This window comes from Chitinophaga varians (assembly GCF_014529945.1).
In the GTDB taxonomy this organism is placed as follows: Bacteria; Bacteroidota; Bacteroidia; order Chitinophagales; family Chitinophagaceae; genus Chitinophaga; species Chitinophaga varians.
Genome location: NZ_JACVFB010000006.1, coordinates 505750 through 522764, shown reverse-complemented (window position 1 = coordinate 522764; position 17015 = coordinate 505750). Strand labels below are relative to the sequence as shown.

Sequence of the window (17015 nt, the reverse complement as noted above, 5' to 3'; positions counted from 1 at the left end):
TTAGCCCCCTGGATTCATCTTATCCAAAATCTCTTGCCATATCAAACGAGCAATCTGCTCCTGCTCAACCGTTTTCAGCCTTTCTTTGAGCGTGACCACGCCATCAGCATTAAACTCCAGGTGTGAAGGAATAAATGCCTGGTCCTGGCTACCAGTATCCACATCGGGGTCTACCTTATAAGTGGTCGATTCACTTTCTTCATCTACTGTAATATGAAAACGGTAGGGCTTATTATCGATGTATACGGTGATGTCTGTCTTTGCTGTCATGACTGCCTTTTAGCATAACGGCCCCAATATGTGTACCAGTATTCCTAACGCTCCTCCAGCGCTACCACCAACCCATACCCTTCTTCCAGCAAACGATATTTTGTGATCAGGTTATTCTCCACAGTGATCTCTGTAAAAAACAAAGATTCGTATATCCGGTCCGTCTGCAGCATTTTCACCCTAAACCGGCCGGAGGTTAAGGTCACGTTCCCCTGCGTCATGGAATGGAAGATTTCCCCTGATATAGGCGTGGTATGCTGCCATAACATGGTATAAAACGCGGTCACATCTGCTTTGGTGGAACGCCTTCCCAGCCATGGTGCCAGCGTCTCATTTCCGGGGATGTACCAGTCTACATGATCTGCAAATAAAGGTAGAATTTCATCGAGATTTCTTTTGGCCATTGCATCGAAAAAGCTGCTCACTATAGTTTCCATTCTTTTTTATGCAAAGATCCGGATTGCTCAGGAACAGGCCTTACCAATACACGACAATCAGTTACCATTAGCCGCCATCTGCTTCCTCTTTCGACTTTTTGCCAACGTCTCACGAAGTTCTTAGCATACAATATAGAATTATCCGTTATTTATTTTTGCGCCTCCCGGACATGCCGGAATGCATGTAAATATCGCTGCAACCTGGAACTGGTAATGCCTGTATCCGGATGATGCACCGGTTTATCTACCGTATCCAGCAGGAAAGAGCAGTCCGTTCCTAGTCTTACCTGAGATGCGCCATGACACCCCTGGCACCCACCCATCACATAGCCTTTGCCGCCATAAATGACATTTACCTTATTATCCAGAGGATGGTCTATAGAACTGCCTCTGAATTTGGCCAGCGTGTCATCCGATTCTATCACATAATTGGCCAGGAAATAGCTAAAGCTGGTAGAATCATTGGTGGTGGCGGCCTGCACGCCCACCAGCCGGTAATATTGCCATATTGATTTGGGGTTTCTCTGCAGTATTAAATTGTGCGCCGCAGTCGTGGAGTTCTGCACGATCAGTGGTATAGGGTGATAGCGGGGATAGTTCCTGACGAAAGGGCCCGTCGGATTCCCGTCGCGGTCCAGTCTTATATAGCCCATGTCGGTAATGTGTCCCCTGCCGGCCAGGCTGTTTTGTACATCCACCTGCTCGAAAGTAGCGAACACAAAATTCGGGAAGGTGACGGTTTTATGGATAATGTGTATACCAATCAGTGCATAACGTCGATTAACGGCCCTGAGCGCGCCATTGACCGTCTCGTAGGTAAGCACCGTACGCATAACATACCTGGTACTGTCTTCATTGGGTCTAAGTCTGCGCCAGGCTGTCTTCACTTCAATAGCGCCTTCAGTGGCCCGCTGATTATTTCCACAGGGCAGGCAAATCACCCTTCCTGCCCCTTTTCCTATTGCGGAGAAAGTATCGCTTTCGCAGGTAGAAGTGGAGCCTTTAAAATAAGCCGAATCCGCATGAATACTGTCTTTATTATTGATATTACCCTGGTAGAGCTTTTCTTTGGTACTAAAATTTGTGCGGATATAGTTATACTCATCACGATTCACCTTTGCCTGATACAACACCTGATATTGCCTGTCGCTGATAATAGATTGCCCAAACACAACACAGGAGCCTATTTCATTGTTTTCATCCAGGTTGTTAAATACCGTGGTGTCGGTACCTCTGAGTGGCTGCGTCCAATTGTAATAACTGTAGTAGGGCACACTATCGAATTTGTTCATCACATTGGTCGCCGGCCTTAGTTCCGTTCTGTGCTTGTAGGTTTCCCAAACGAACAGCGAGGGATACGGGTTCTTATCGGTTTCATACCGCCACCTCTTATCCGCCGTTCCCCTTGTACCGAATTGTTCATAATCAGCTTTCCAGTTCAGCGCAAAAAACTCATCCCAGGCAAAGGCACAGAGATTTTGTGGCGTGGCTGCGCCGGAAACATCGTGAGGCACTTCGGAAGAGATGGTGATGGGAAATACCTGACTGATAACCTTGGCATCTTCCGCCGCGGCCGGCTTTCTTCGCATCAACAATATGCTCGCAGCACCTGCAAACAATACCGCCATTAGGAAAACATATTTTTTCATGGTCATTCATTGAGGGTGAGAAGGGTTGATCCGATTCGTTGCCATAGCTGCTGCATACGGATAGACAGCACAAGCGTTCTCCGCTCTGCTCACCGGAGCATTACAACGGCAACAAATGGATTATTTCACATTACATAAAATGATTGCGTCAGAAGATATCTGATGGGTAAGCGGTTATCGGTTATTTTGAGGAGATGAATGTACAGTAACAATGAGGGCCCAACTATTGTGTCTTTAATATAGATAGCATTCCTTTCTATTTATCTGAACGACAACTTAAGGTATATAAAAATATGGAACCGAAAAAAAATATTTTCAGCACTACGTTGACAAAGAAAACCGCGCTAGCATACTTAAAAGAGGCCGGGGCGCCAAGCGGAAGGACTGTTTTTAACTAAAGGCTTCCTGAGAAGGTGGTAGCCTGAAGACTCTCCTAACAGCCGGGATAATGCTGGTTTTGATGACATACCGGATGATAAATAAACCCTGCTTAAATTTGTTTTTGCTGAACATGGCCAACATATCCTGCAAAGCATTGGGCTGATGCATCCATTCCGTATTGAACAAAGTGGCCTGACCTATCTTAGCAAACCGGGCAAACAGCTGCTTTTCATAGCTGGCAATTGCCTGCCGGGTGTCGTTCAATACGGGATTGGTAAGCGCCTCGCTGAGTTGCAGCGCATCCAGCATGGCCATATTCACGCCCTCTCCTGCAAAAGGTGGCATCCAGTGGGCCGCATCTCCCAGTAAGGTGATATCAGCGTTTGCCTCCCATTGCTGGTCCAGCGGCATGCAATATTGTGGCCGTGGAATGAAAATAGTGTCCGGACTTTCGAAGAGTTCCCACCAAACAGGACTCCATCCGGAGAATTCTTTTTTGAACCACGCCAGCACCTGCTGATGATCTTTAAAATCAATACCGCTTTCTTTTGCCCAGTGCTCACCGGATTTGAAACTGGCGGCAAATCCTAAACTACCGTCCTCTTTCGAGCTAACGATCAGTGTTTTTTCTTTCCCATAACCAAACAACTTCCCGCCCTTTAGCAATTCATGGATAACAGGAGCCGTTTTAGCGCCGTCTTTCAATGCTCCTTCCAGCATGGTAATACCCGTCCAGTAAGGTTTGATAGTTGTCACAAAAGGCCTGATCTTAGAATTGGCGCCATCTGCGCCGATGATCAAATCTGCCGTAGCGGTATTTCCATTTTGAAAAACCAGTTTCCAGACACCCTGTGTTTTCTCAATCGACAGGATGTGGCTGTCCCAGACAACGGTACCAGGTTCCAACGAATTCAACAGCAACTGTCTGAGCGGTCCCCGGTCAATCTCCGGCCGATGATTACTATCGCCAAATGTATCCTTTTTGCCTTCCGGATGTTCATCAAAATGTATATGCAGCTGATCATCCACCACCCGCATCAGTCCCGCTGCCGGCCGATAATGTGCTTTAAATTCATCCATCAGGCCGGCTTTGGTGAGCGCCGCCAAACCGGATTCGGTATGCAGGTCCAGCGCGCCACCCTGTAACCTCACATCCTTATTTACATCGCGTTCGTATACTTTCACCTGTATGCCTTTTAACTGCAAGAGTCTTGCTAAGGTGAGGCCACCGGGGCCTCCGCCCACGATAGCGATCTTTTTATTATTTATTTTCATAACAGCAAAATTATGGCTGCTACAAGTCGGATAATAGTATAAATCGGCCGTTTTGATTTTTAGCCAGCTCCTTCGGGGACACTCCCGAAAACCTTTTGACTTCTTTAATAAAATGGGTCTGGTCCGCAAAATCCAATTCAGGGAAGAGGCGCCCTTCTTTGATCTGCTGCAGAGAGGCCTTAAAGCGAAAAATATTGCAGTAGGCTTTTAAGGAAATACCGAATTGTTCATTAAAATACCGGTTGATCTGCCTTCTGCTCCAGGCCACACGGTCCGCCAGCTCCTGCACAGGCAGCGAACCGTTGGAAGCATAAATCAGATCAAATAATTCTTTCTTACGGTTGTCGATGCCGGGTTTGATCAGACCCAGCATTGTCGCGGAAATCTTTGCGCAAAAGCTTTCAAAGTCTTCCAGATCCCGCGGACCGATATTCCAGAATCCATCCGGCAGCCGCTGCCCGTCATTCAACACGGCGGCCATTTTGATATCGAGTAAATATTCGATGGCCAGCAGTTTAAAACTCACTGCAAACATGACGATGTGCGCCGGAACGGTCCCTTGCTCAGGGCGCGTGTCCAGGCCCCGAAGCGTAGCATGAAAATCCTGACCGGCAGCGATAGAAAAGATAATATCGAACCGGCCATCGGGCAGCACAATAATTTCTTTCTCTTCCGCTGCGTCGTTACGGATCATCCAAAAGCTCTCTACAAAATCAGTAAGGCCTTTAGCAGGCTGTATGCTTTTCAGTTCCATGCTGCGTGATGATTACAGCAATAAAACTACGTTTTTATTCAGCTATCGAAAAAACAGGCATCAAATGTCAGATTGATTTTGTAGGGCCGAAAGAGGAGATCGACATTACGGATGAAACGTTGAGCCATTACGATATGTATGTTCAGCCGGGTGGAGGACAAAACCTCATGGGCGCATTTAATAGTCTGGGCGACGAACGGGTCGATGCTATCCGTCATTACGTTGCTCAGGGCGGACGATATCTCGGCTTGTGCATGGGGGCCTATCTTGCGGAAGCGTCCTATATTGGCCTTGTCGACTACGAAATGGAGTCTGAAGTGGGTCGTACAGACTTTCCCGTTACCACTATTGAGGATGCCGCAGTGGTGGTGAATTGGCTGGGCCGTAAGGAATATATCTTTTACCAGGACGGCCCCTACCTGCTGCCTAAAGCCAGCGATAAGAAGTTCCTGAAAATTGCGTCCTATGAAAATGGCGATCTGGCTGCTGCGCGGTACTCGTATGGGAAAGGACTGGTCGTCTTAGCCGGCCCGCATCCTGAAGCAGACAGCTCCTGGTTTGATGATGCAGGACTTTCTTTGGAGGAAAGACCATCCCGTGACCTATTCAGGGATCTTATCAATAGTTTTTACCGATAGATAGTCGTTATACTACCTGGATAATATCCGCTACAGTCGTGGATATTACCCAGGTAGTATAACTGTTAGGTATCCGGAATCTGTTCTGTTCCATGGCGTACAATGGCCACTTAAGGCCCCGGGCAAGCCATTTTGTTTTGTTCATCGCGTAAATATTCAGTATTTTAAACATTAGAAGATCTATCTTTTTCCAATAGCAGCTATAGTCATTATCTCATTTTATCTTAAAATTATCTAGTACAACGCCTGAAAATAAGTCATTGTAGCCCCCTGCATCTGATTCATAGCCTACCATCCACGGAGTATTCATTGTTAATTCAATGTAATTCAAAATAACTATCAGTGTATCATTCCACTTTTTCAACAAACTCAATTTAATCTCAAAAACTATAACTATGGATTTCAAAGACGCAATTAAACAGCTTGGCGACAGAGTGACCAAACTAAAGTCCCAGGTGCTTACTGAAGAAGCGACAAAAAATGCTTTTATCATGCCATTTATCAGGGAATTAGGTTATGATGTCTTTAACCCCCTTGAAGTTATCCCTGAATTTGTAGCAGACATTGGAATAAAGCAGGGAGAAAAAATTGACTATGCTATAATAAAGGATGGCTCCCCCATTATTCTGATAGAATGTAAATGCCATATAGGGCCTCTCAATGTAAACAATGCATCTCAACTCTTCAGGTATTTCCATGCAACTAAAGCTAAATTCTCCATTTTAACGAATGGAATAGAATATCGATTTTATACAGATCTTGTTGAACCTAACAGAATGGATGAAAAACCGTTCTTTGTTTTTGACATCTCTGAAATGAAAGATACTCAAATCGAAGAGTTAAAGAAGTTTCACAAAACGAACTTTGACTTCACTAAAATCGTCAATACTGCCAGTGAATTAAAATATACAAATGAGCTGAAACTACTCATCGCCCAAGAGTTGAATAATCCATCGCCTGATTTTGTAAAGTATTTTGCAAGGCAAATTTACCCAGGTGCTGTTACTCAAAAAATTGTAGACCAGTTTACGGAACTCACCAAAAAATCATTTACCCAGTACATCAATGACATCATCACTGATCGGCTCAAATCAGCTTTGAGCAAAGAGGCGGAAAACCAAAAGCAGGAAACGACAACTACCGAGAATGAAGCCCCCCTGGCAGAAGATGAGCCAAAGATATTTACGACGCAGGAAGAAATTGATGGATTTTTAATAGTAAAGTCCATTCTGAGACAAATCATACCGGTAAACAGGATTGTTTACAGGGATGCGCAGTCCTATTTTTCCATTCTTTTGGATGATAATAACAGGAAAACAATCTGCCGACTCTATTTCAATGGCGCTAAGAAGCAGGTAGGATTATTTGATAGTAATAAAAAAGAATCTAAAATTGAGATACTAAGTCTCGATGACTTATACACCCATTCCAGGGCCCTGCTGGAGACGGTGCGAACTTATGACAGCAAGAAAATTTCAACAGATTCAGAAATGGAGCAAAGCAGTAGCAATTAAACCTCTTTCCGATTTATAATTTCCAGACACAAAGAAGGCCTGTAAGTAAAAATTACAGCGCTTCTTTGTGTCCGGCTACACCTCAATACAGAGGGGCCGTCCCAGGAATGGGACAGCCCTGGACATGGTTTCCTATTGCTTATCTGTGCTGCCATAGCTGGAGGCCCACCCCTAAGGCGCCAGTGGCTTTCGTTAAGCCACTGAGGTAAAGCGTCACTACTTTTCCTTCCAGCAGTTTTACAGACGGTATATCAAGAACGGTTGTAGTAGTGGTGCCTACTTTAGTCTTTACTTTCACCCGATAATCACCGGAAGCAATTGATTTGAAAGGAGACAGTACTGCAACATCCGGTTTATCACTGATATAGGCCACATTACTTATCAGACGGATGCTATCCCTGCCTTTGAAAACATCAATATCAACAGGCGTGGTATTGGGAGACAAATGGAGGAAGCGCAGGCTGGTCTTTCCTTTGCCGGGATCAGCGAGATTATCGCTCAGCAACACGGCCCTGGCTTTATTGTTCAGCAGGGTATCATACAGAAACAGAGAGTATGTGCCTTTATCATTGAATTTATACTTTGCATCTACGATCACTTTGTTGCCATCCAGCGTGAATTTCAGGCTGCTTTCGTTTTGAAGCGGCAGATTCATATACCCCTTGGAGGCATTCAGGAATGATAATTTATCCTGTAATTTTTTCCCATCTATTTCCACCGTCAGGTCACCTACTTTAGGGGCGGTGTGCACGATCTGTATACCGGCATTTTTCGCAACAGGCTGCGGTGCGGGGTCATTGTTCTTTTTGCAGGACATAAAAGCTGCTGCCACCAACAGTGCACAGGAGATCCCTGTCAGAGACATCCCTGATTGAGTTCTTACGTGTTTCATATACTTTTTTGATTTATTAAATTGATTCCTGATCGATGCTTCGGTACTCGCGCATATCACCACTGTTACGCGGTTACCGGCATCTTCAAACAGCAGGCAATAACAGATAACAGTTGTTTTAACAGTACAGACATTGTTCTCTACTGTTAAAACAGCAGATCAGTATAACTTCCTACGCGGTCTATATCTTTTTCAAAAAAAATAAAACAGGGGCTAAAAATTCAGTGTATAGGAGAGGTAGTAGGTCAGGTCAAATAACCGGTTGCCCGATAAGGTTACATTGTTATTGTCGCGCGTATTCAGGATATCAGTGGAATACTGTCCATCTGCATGATAGGCATTATACACACCGGTGGAGATCTTGTGTTTCAGTCTTCCGGTAACAAAGCGATAGTTGACATTACAATTGAGGCGTTGATAGTTGGGGCCACGTTTGTCGTAGTAAGACATCCCTTCATACCTGAACGGCTCTCCTTCTTCCGCAGGTAGCGTGCCCATCGGCCGCCGCATCCAGTCGCCCGAGCTGAAGTACCATACCGCGCCAATATCCCAGTGTTTGTCCGGCCGGAAGTTGGCCGCTATGTTCAGCTGATGGCGCCTGTCGAAAAGGAAGGGAAATTTCTCTCCGTCATTCACATCATCGAACTGGCGCCAGGCCCAGGCCAATGTATACGACAACTGAAGCTGCCATTTGCGCCAGCGTTTTCCGGCCAGCAGCTCTGCGCCGTAGCCCCATCCCTGGCCGGTAATAATATCCTGTTCCCAGGTATCTTCATTATAAAAAATATTTCCCCGCTCCGCGAAATTGGTGACGTTGTTCATTTTACGGTAGTAGACATCGGCAGATAACAAAGTGCCTTTGTTATCATTGAAACTATAACCCAGGTTGAACATATCACTTTCCGCAGGCCGCAGAATAGCCGTGCTGGGCACCCACAATACGCTATTGATACCCAGAAAGGGGCTTGTTACCTGATGAAGGTATTGTGCCATTCGTGCGTAGGAAAAAGTCAGCTGTTGGTTTTTTCCGATCCGGTAGGCGGCAAACAACCGTGGCTGTAGTGAGTGGTAGTGGAATGATTTGAACTGATAGGCACTGAAAAGTAGTCCCGGCCTCAACAGGAAACGTTGACTCAGTTTAAATTCATTTTCATAATAAAAGGAATATTCTGTGAAAGGCAGTGGCTTCATGGGCCGGAAGCCATCCGGCACTTCCCCCAGTTTGGAAGTAATATTCGTTCCGAAAGGATGAATGACCGTATGCAGGAACTTCCCTCCGAAGCGGTACTGCAGCTTAGATGACGCATTGATTTCAAACTGCGTTCTGGCCTCATAACGTTCCACCGATGCGTAATTGTTATATGCTTTGGTATCCTTTTCCTCCCCGGTGGAATCATCATACTGGATGAGCTTCATACCTGCCAGATTATGATAATTGCTGATGTTCAGGGTGGTATTTACAAACGACCGGGCGCCGATCACGTGATTCCAGTTGAGCGTAGCCAACCGGTTGCCCCATACCTGCAGATTCTGATAATCGTTTTCCGTCAGCTCCAACCGGTCTTTGCCCATATAGCCGCTGAGCATTATTTTGTTATTGACGTCCAGCAGATGAGTAACCTTGAAGTGAACATCATAAAAGCGCAGCCGGTAATTGCTATCCAGCACGTTCAGTAATGGGTCCGACCAGCTTTTCCTGACAGAAGCCACGATAGCTGTACGTTTCTTTATCAGCGGCCCGTCTACCGCTATGGCGCCGGCCAGCAGTCCGGCATTTATCTGTCCGCTCCAGGTGTCCATACTACCGTCTTTCGTATTCACTTCGGTAACGGAAGACAATGCGCCGTCGAACCTGCCGGGGAAATCATTCTTAAACTGCCGTATCGATTTCAGTGTGCCCTCACTAACGATAGACAGCTCTCCCAACATATGCGTAGGATTAAATACTTCATTACCATCCAGCAGAAAAATGTTCTGCTCCGGATCTCCGCCGCGCACCATCAGTTTACCGGTTGTTTCCTGCGATTCAATATTACCGGGCAACAGGTATAATGATCTCACCGGATCACTCTCTCCCAAAAAATTACTGTAGGCAGAAGGAAGGTATTTATCGACGCTGGAGCCACCGTCTTTTTGCAACATACAACCCGGCGTCACTTTCACTTCCCGCAATACGGCTGCACGCATCATCAGATTACGCCTGATGTTGCTGTTGACAGGCACCACTGACACAACAGGAGGATAACCGGCATGTATTACCCTGATATGATGAACACCACTTTTTAGCCGCAGGCTGTAATACCCAAACCTGTTGGACTGGCCTATCCGTCCTGACTCCTCGTCTTTTATCATCGCATAAGGGATCGGTTCCAGGCTGTTTTCTTCCGTGATATAACCGAACAACGTATATTCATTCACCAGGCTATCGCCTGCCAGTACTGTCGCAGAAGGCACCAGCATCACTTTTCCGTTTCGCTCTTCTATCTTCACATATTTTCCGGCCAGCAGTTCATTCAGTACGGCCCCCACCGTGGTTGTTCCTTCGCGAAGACGGGTATCTCCTTTTCCATCCAGGTATCCGCTTGCATATTCGATCACTGTTCCACTGTAGGTGCTGACCTTTTCCAATAAAAAAGGAATCGTGCCATGAATTTCATGGCACGTAAACCTCTTTCCGAGCAATCCGGTCTGCGCAGTGACCGTTATATTGCCGGCTAGAATAATCAATATCAGTAGTAGTAGTTGCAGTCCTGTTTTACGACGTCGTAGCGGAGCGGACACCCCTTTTATCATTTAGTTTAAATTACTGGCTTTTTCTATCCTTTTTACAGGAAGATCAATAAATAATAATACTGTCCTGCTGTTTACGATAACGCAGTCCGGTGATGACGGTGATTTCCTCCAGCACCTCATTCAGCGGCTGTTCCCGGAAACTGGCTGTTACCTTTACCGATCCTGCTTTCAACGTATCATTCACATTAACAGCGGTACCATAATAGGTCGAGAGCTCTTTCACTACTTCTTTCAGCGGAGTGTTGGTAAACCGTAGTATACCGGTTTGCCATGCGAGGTAGTTTGAATCGTTTACATTTTTCTTTTCAAAACTATCTCCTGCAAAAGACACCTGCTCTTTGGCCGAAACGATGCACTTGTTTTCGGGTCTGGCTTTATCTGTCAACAGTACCTTTCCGGTGACCACCACCACACGATCCCCACCGGGGGTGGCGTTCACTACAAACGAAGTGCCCAGTACTTTTACCATGGCTCTTTCCGTTTGTATGCGGAAAGGTATGTTCTCCTTTGCCGCCACATCGAAGAAGGCATCACCGGTGAGTGTTATCAGCCTGTCGCTTTCTCCGAAAGTGGTGGAATAAGTGATCGTAGCTCCTTTTCGCAGCAACACCAACGTGCTGTCGGGCAGCCGTAAATACTTATTGGTGGCATCTGCGGTCACCACTTTGGACCACGTGATCTGCTGCGGTTCTGCTGAGCGGAAGAACATCCAGTATCCTGCTATGATAATGACCATGGCCGCTGCGGCAGCGGCGGCTGCTCCCCAATATCTCCGCAGCCCTACCTTACGGACTACCGGCTCTTCCACCATCCCGGCGCCTTTCAGTCGCTGGTCCAGACGCTGCCAGCCTTTCGCCGTATCAAAATGCGACTGGCTGATAATGTTGCTGCTTTCTGTCCATATCTTATCATAGCTGTCCAGCGCCTCCTCTTCAACAGCATATTCACGCTCCCATTCCCGCAGCATCTGTTCTTCTTCCGGTGAGATGACTCCCCGGATCCTGTTTACAATAATTGCTTTTATGTTATCAGGTAGTTCCATCATATTTTCCCTCTCCTACTTAGAAAACAAAATCATATCGGATTTTCCTATGCTGTCCATAAAAAAATTAACAGCACTACTCCCGTATTCTTCACAAAAGCCCTGAGCATTTTTAATGCTTTCCATAACTGGTTATTAACTGTTTTAACGGAAATACCAAGACTGTCGGCCACCTGCTGGTTGCTCAGCTCCCCCAGACGGCACAGGAGAAATACCTCCTTGCATTTAGGCGGAAGCTGTTCTATCCCCTGCCCCAGCAAGGCATGATAATTCAGTGTTTCATCCCCGGCAGGTGTAACATCAGCCGTATCATCATCTTCCAGATCTATGTCGGACAGGCTGTATACAGGCATGCGTTGTTCTTTGCTAAGGTGAGTAAGACAGTTATTACGCACCGCCGTGAACAGATAAAATCTCAGGTTATCGGACTGTACCAGGTCTTTCCGGGTTTCCCAGATCCTCACGAACACCTCTTGTACAATATCTTCGCACACGCTGTGTTCCTTCACGAAACTGTTCGCATACAGACAAAGCGGGTTATAAAATTTTTCAAATCCCAGCCGAAACTGTTTGTAGAGACCGTCTTCACGCACAAGTGATAAATTTTATAAAATATAATACAGTACCTCTGATATGGCTATAAGGGGTATCCCGGAATTGGTTATCACCGGTTTCCGTGTTTTCGTATACAGAAGACGGAATGTCCCCATGTATCCCTCTAATGCCCATCATTAATTTTTTGATTCTTTTCCGGCGGGCTGCTGTCCGCCATACACGAAAGGTCCCCTGCAATTGCGGGAGACCACGTGGTGCACAAACCATATCAAGCTGCACTAGTGCTTTTTAACCGGTTTACGGGCGGTATCAGCCTTAGGCGTACCTTTTCCTACCGGCACCACTGCATGCCGGTTATCTTTCCGGGCGGTATCAACCTGTTTACGCTGTTCTTTGGATGGTGCATGCTGTGCCATTGCTCCGGCTGCTGTTATCATGGTTACTGCCGTTGCCAGCATGGCTGCAAAAAATACCCTGTACTTCATAAAACTGTTTTTAGTCAAGTGAGTGAATATCCGGTCGGAAATAACCGCCGTATGACAGTAAAACATCCGGTCACCGGATCTTCCTATCTGCTTTGGCCACAGCGGCTGTTAAACTTCTGTTAAAGGCCCTGCTGACGTGACTTTGACTGGCCCCTGCAAATGAACGTTTCAACGCCTGTTATGGCAGCTTCGGCACGAATGGTCCGCATAGAGGACATGCCGGGGATAAATTTGTAAACCGAAACAATGAGAGCAAACCAACACCTCTCTCAAAAGCAGGGTAGGATGTCAAACTGATTTAAACATGGTTATTATGTCACAGGAGAAACGCAACATCAGGAAAAAAACGGGATTGCTGTTACTGGGAATAGTGGTATTAGGTTGGATCGCCGTCCCGATACTTCCCTTTTTCCATTTTCCGTATAAGGTGGCCGTCATTACCACGGTAGCGGTTATCAACGAAGGTATTTTCATTATTACCATCGCCTTGCTGGGCAAGGAATATTGGGGTAAGATCAAAGCGGCCACCAAACGTTTTTTCACGCGCAAAAAAGACATAAAATCCCCGGCCGAATAGCTCCGCCGGGGATTACCATTAAACAACCAACCACCTGGTCCACATTTCCCAATGCACCTATGCTAAAGTTTCCGGGCCGTCAAACTTTGCCATGCGGATTCATTGCCTTTCCTGTTGTACTTAACCAAAATAAAACTGCTCATCCCCGGCACTTTCGCCAATGACAACCTGTAAGTGAGATAGTGGTCTGTCAGATAGTAAGTGGTGTCTGATAACTTCTTGAAAATGTATGGTTTGTTTTCCTCTGAGATATCCAGCCTCAATGTATTGTCCGTGATGGTCATGCGTATTTCCCGTCCTAACGACTCCGTTGCTTCCAATAAACCGCCCCTGTCAGAGGCATCCACACTGGACACCTTAAAAACCTGTATAAAGGCACTTGCTGTGGCCTTATGCAGCCTTTCTGATCGCTGCGCTCTGACGGTAACAGCCAGACAAACCAATGCAATACATGCCAGCGCTAATACTTTAATCATCTTTTTAGTTTTAAAAGGGTAACTAAAACAGAACAATGCAAACTTATCCTATCCCATGCCTTCTTTTTTTAACTAAATGATCCAAACAGCCAAATCAGGGGTTGAAATGGAAAGTTATCCCACTGAAACGTGACCGCTATGTGAAGTCGAAGGAGGTTGGCAGATTTATCCAATTTTACCAGCACAACGAGCCCTAGTTTCGCAGTATCATTTCATCAATAACCAGTCGTTATGAACCGCATCAAGATGTTGCTATGGCAGCTTGCCTGTATCGTATTGTCAATTCCAGCCTTCAGCTGTCCGTCAACGCAGCCGGACAAACCAGCTGCTGAAGACCGGAATATATCTATCGCCCGTACCGGAAAAACATCCGCTAACAAACTTCACCTGATGAACACCATTACCGCTACGGAAAAATTCGTTATCGCCAAACTGTATATCCGGCCCGAATCGATGGATGCCTTCCGCCGGGCACTGGAAGAACTGGCGGCACAGACCAGAAAAGAACCAGGCTGTATCCAATACACCTGGTACCCTGAGCCGGGAGAAGAAGGCGCGTTTACGCTGATAGAACACTACCGGGACCAGGCAGGCCTTAAATATCATTTCGCGCAGTCTTATCTGGCGGACTTCGTCAAAAAAATGGAAGGGTGGAAATCGAAGGACCTGAAGGTTTATTTTCTGTCGTCCGAACCTGATGCTTTGAAAGAGGATAAGTAGAAGTGTTGATCGCGGCTTGCGGGAGATAAGATGGCACGGGGCTTATCGCCGAAAAATTTCCTGCAAGCCCTTATAAAGTGAGACTGGTCATAATATCCGAAATCGAATGCCACCGGCAGGTAGTCACGGACCTCCCGGAACAGTAGGTATTTCAGGGTGTTATTCAACCGGGCAGTCTGCATAAATGCGTTGGGCGTAACCCCTATATGCTTCATAAAAACCCGCTCAAACTGTCGGTAGCTGCTTCCCAGGCCGGCACTGAAAGATACCAGGTCAGGTATCTCCCGATTGTAATACAGCTGCCTCACCGCTTCATCTACCAATACATGCGGACAGTGGTGTTTGCGGAGCAGCCCAAGCAGGAAGTCCCCCGTCAGCTCCAGTTGCTGTGAAATACTGATGTTATTGCGCAGCCTTTCGGTGAACCATTTGCCGTCATCTCCATAAAGTACATTGATATCCGGAAAACACTCCGTCAGATCAGCCACCGGCGCGGGACAGAAATGCCTGATCGCCCCCGCTTTGAAACGGACAGCCAGAAAAAAATGTGCATGATTGACCATCGCCTTGTAATGCTGATGGCGGACACAATAAACCGCATGAGCAGGCGGCGTATGAAGGGTCTGTTCCTTTGACACTAGCGTCATCGGCGCTTTGAGCTGGAAGATCATTTCGGCACCGGTACCCATGGCCATCGTAGGCATCGAATAGGTGGCCGAAGTACCTTCGCAGGTCCAGAAGCGGTCGATATATGGGCGTAGTGCGAGCGGCGGCGGATAAGACGTCTTTTTCAGCAGCGCATCCATAGTATGAAGGTAGGAAATATTTATGCAGGCGTACCAGCGCAGCCCCTCGTTATCTTTTTACAACGCCCCTTTTTTAAATTGCTCCACCGCATAGTTAGCCGCTCTCGCCGTCAACGACATATACAGAATAGACGGACTTTGATTGCCGGTACTGGTCATACAGGCGCCGTCGGTGACAAACACATTTTTGCAATGATGTAACTGGTTCCATTCATTCAACAGTGAAGTAGCCGGATCTTTCCCCATGCGTACGCCGCCCATTTCGTGTATGTCCAGCCCCGGCGGCTGATGGTTGTCGGTTACCGTAATATTCTTAGCACCTGCGGCTGCCAGCATGGCCCTGCCCTGTTCTATAAAGTCCTTCACCATTCTGTCGTCGTTATCATCATAGTCTACAGCGGTGATCAGCAAAGGAATTCCCCATTGGTCTTTTTTATCTTTACTCAACCTCACATGATTACTTTCCTTCGGGACCGTTTCTCCCTGCATATACATATACGCGCCCCATTTCCCTGGTTTGCTGATGGCTTCTTTAAATTCAGCCCCTAAGGCAGCGGGGATGTTTTTATCGTTTAGCCTCTCCCGGTAGGCAGCGCTGAAAATCACATAGCCACCTACAAAATCAGTATCCTGCTGATAAACATTTCTGAAATTGGGAATAATACATTCCGATGGTTTCGACACTTTATAATATTTATCCTCAAAGCCTTCAAACTCGCCGCTCATGCCGGCCCGGTAATTATGGAAACAGATATATTTCCCCAGCAGGCCGTTATCATTACCCAATCCGTTGGGAAAACGTTGCGAAGTGGAATTCAGCAAAATGAGATTGGTGTTCAACGCAGATGCGTTGAGGAAAATAATTTTTGCATGATAGATGATTTCCTCTTTTGTCTGCGCATCGATCACTTTTACGCCGGTGGCTTTGCCCGACTGCTCGTCATAGATCACGGAATGCACCACGGAAAAAGGCCGGACCGTGAGATGGCCTGTTTTTTCCGCCCAGGGCAGCGTGGAGGCGTTGGAACTAAAGTACCCGCCAAACGGGCATCCCCGCATACAAAGATTGCGGCTCAGGCATTGACGATGTTGTTCTTTATGGATATCCTGCGGCTTTGTTACCTGCGCCCACCTGCCGGACACATAATGGCGGTTAAACTTTTCGGCCAGCACATCCTTCAAATGCTGCTCCACGCAGTTCAATTCAAACGCTGGCAGGAACTCCCCATCCGGCATGGTCGCTATTCCCTCCCGATTGCCGCAAACACCAATGAATTTCTCCACATGGCTATACCAGGGCGCGATGTCCTGATAGCCAATGGGCCATTCAATCCCATACCCATAACGATGCGGCGCCGTGAAGTCCATCTCACTCCAACGGGCACACGCTCTTCCCCAGATCAGCGATTTCCCGCCCACCTGATAGCCGCGTATCCACTCAAAAGGTTTCTCCTGAATGTAAGGGTGATCTGCATCTTTTACGAAGAAATGAGCGGTACTATCATCATATCCGGCCGCTCTGCTGATGAACGGGTTGGCGTCCAGTACCGCTTTGGGCAGCGCGCCCCGGTGCTTAAACTCCCAGATCGGCGTATTGGCAGTGGGATAGTCCTTTATATGCTCCACATTTCTGCCACGCTCCAATACCAGCGTTTTAAGCCCTTTTTCACACAGCTCCTTTGCGGCCCATCCTCCACTGATACCGCTGCCCACCACGATCGCGTCGAAATCTTTATTATCGGCCATACCAA

The 17015-nt window shown here is 46.8% G+C and carries 17 protein-coding genes; 4 read left to right on the top strand and 13 right to left on the bottom strand.

What is annotated here, in order from left to right:
* The 5 genes from ICL55_RS28610 to ICL55_RS28590 all read right to left on the bottom strand — a co-directional run bounded on the left by ICL55_RS28610 (position 1) and on the right by ICL55_RS28590 (position 4766).
* On the bottom strand, positions 1-270 hold the full coding sequence (locus ICL55_RS28610) for a hypothetical protein (protein WP_188104098.1): 270 nt from the start codon (positions 268-270) through the stop codon (positions 1-3).
* 44 nt (positions 271-314) lie between these two features.
* A complete protein-coding gene (locus ICL55_RS28605; RefSeq protein ID WP_188104096.1) occupies positions 315-707 on the bottom strand; it encodes a nuclear transport factor 2 family protein in 393 nt (130 codons plus the stop codon).
* A gap of 149 nt (positions 708-856) precedes the next feature.
* Positions 857-2356, bottom strand: a complete 1500-nt coding sequence (locus ICL55_RS28600) for a hypothetical protein (protein ID WP_188104094.1) — start codon at positions 2354-2356, stop codon at positions 857-859.
* Between the two features lie 390 nt (positions 2357-2746).
* A complete protein-coding gene (locus tag ICL55_RS28595; protein ID WP_188104091.1) occupies positions 2747-4012 on the bottom strand; it encodes an FAD-dependent oxidoreductase in 1266 nt (421 codons plus the stop codon).
* A gap of 19 nt (positions 4013-4031) precedes the next feature.
* A complete protein-coding gene (locus tag ICL55_RS28590; protein ID WP_188104089.1) occupies positions 4032-4766 on the bottom strand; it encodes a helix-turn-helix domain-containing protein in 735 nt (244 codons plus the stop codon).
* A gap of 8 nt (positions 4767-4774) precedes the next feature.
* Here ICL55_RS28590 and ICL55_RS28585 point away from each other — a divergent pair, with 8 nt between their 5' ends.
* The gene (locus ICL55_RS28585; protein WP_188104087.1) at positions 4775-5404 is read left to right on the top strand and encodes a BPL-N domain-containing protein; all 630 of its coding nucleotides are present in this window, start codon (positions 4775-4777) and stop codon (positions 5402-5404) included.
* A gap of 395 nt (positions 5405-5799) precedes the next feature.
* Positions 5800-6918: a type I restriction endonuclease gene (locus tag ICL55_RS28580; RefSeq protein ID WP_188104085.1), complete on the top strand. Its 1119-nt coding sequence runs from the start codon at positions 5800-5802 to the stop codon at positions 6916-6918.
* A gap of 139 nt (positions 6919-7057) precedes the next feature.
* Here ICL55_RS28580 and ICL55_RS28575 read toward each other — a convergent pair whose 3' ends face one another.
* From ICL55_RS28575 to ICL55_RS28555, 5 genes are all read right to left on the bottom strand, one after another.
* Positions 7058-7810, bottom strand: coding sequence for a DUF4397 domain-containing protein (locus ICL55_RS28575; RefSeq protein ID WP_188104083.1), 753 nt, complete (start codon positions 7808-7810; stop codon positions 7058-7060).
* A gap of 213 nt (positions 7811-8023) precedes the next feature.
* Positions 8024-10603, bottom strand: coding sequence for a TonB-dependent receptor (locus tag ICL55_RS28570; RefSeq protein WP_188104081.1), 2580 nt, complete (start codon positions 10601-10603; stop codon positions 8024-8026).
* A 43-nt stretch (positions 10604-10646) separates the two neighbouring features.
* Complete coding sequence (locus ICL55_RS28565; RefSeq protein WP_188104079.1) at positions 10647-11648, bottom strand: FecR family protein; 1002 nt, start codon at positions 11646-11648, stop codon at positions 10647-10649.
* A gap of 44 nt (positions 11649-11692) precedes the next feature.
* On the bottom strand, positions 11693-12238 hold the full coding sequence (locus ICL55_RS28560) for an RNA polymerase sigma-70 factor (RefSeq protein ID WP_188104076.1): 546 nt from the start codon (positions 12236-12238) through the stop codon (positions 11693-11695).
* Positions 12239-12478: 240 nt separating this feature from the next.
* On the bottom strand, positions 12479-12685 hold the full coding sequence (locus ICL55_RS28555) for a hypothetical protein (RefSeq protein ID WP_188104075.1): 207 nt from the start codon (positions 12683-12685) through the stop codon (positions 12479-12481).
* Positions 12686-12998: 313 nt separating this feature from the next.
* Here ICL55_RS28555 and ICL55_RS28550 point away from each other — a divergent pair, with 313 nt between their 5' ends.
* A complete protein-coding gene (locus ICL55_RS28550) occupies positions 12999-13262 on the top strand; it encodes a transporter suffix domain-containing protein (protein ID WP_188104074.1) in 264 nt (87 codons plus the stop codon).
* A gap of 62 nt (positions 13263-13324) precedes the next feature.
* Here ICL55_RS28550 and ICL55_RS28545 read toward each other — a convergent pair whose 3' ends face one another.
* A complete protein-coding gene (locus ICL55_RS28545; RefSeq protein ID WP_188104073.1) occupies positions 13325-13738 on the bottom strand; it encodes a hypothetical protein in 414 nt (137 codons plus the stop codon).
* Between the two features lie 231 nt (positions 13739-13969).
* On the opposite strand from ICL55_RS28545, the gene ICL55_RS28540 reads away from it, so the two are divergent.
* The gene (locus tag ICL55_RS28540; protein WP_188104072.1) at positions 13970-14458 is read left to right on the top strand and encodes a putative quinol monooxygenase; all 489 of its coding nucleotides are present in this window, start codon (positions 13970-13972) and stop codon (positions 14456-14458) included.
* Here ICL55_RS28540 and ICL55_RS28535 read toward each other — a convergent pair.
* Together ICL55_RS28535 and ICL55_RS28530 are read right to left on the bottom strand one after the other, a co-directional pair.
* Positions 14413-15264, bottom strand: coding sequence for a helix-turn-helix domain-containing protein (locus ICL55_RS28535; RefSeq protein ID WP_188104071.1), 852 nt, complete (start codon positions 15262-15264; stop codon positions 14413-14415). The genes ICL55_RS28540 and ICL55_RS28535 overlap by 46 nt on opposite strands.
* 57 nt (positions 15265-15321) lie before the next feature.
* A complete protein-coding gene (locus tag ICL55_RS28530) occupies positions 15322-17010 on the bottom strand; it encodes a GMC oxidoreductase (RefSeq protein ID WP_188104070.1) in 1689 nt (562 codons plus the stop codon).
* Between the last annotated feature and the right edge of the window lie 5 nt (positions 17011-17015).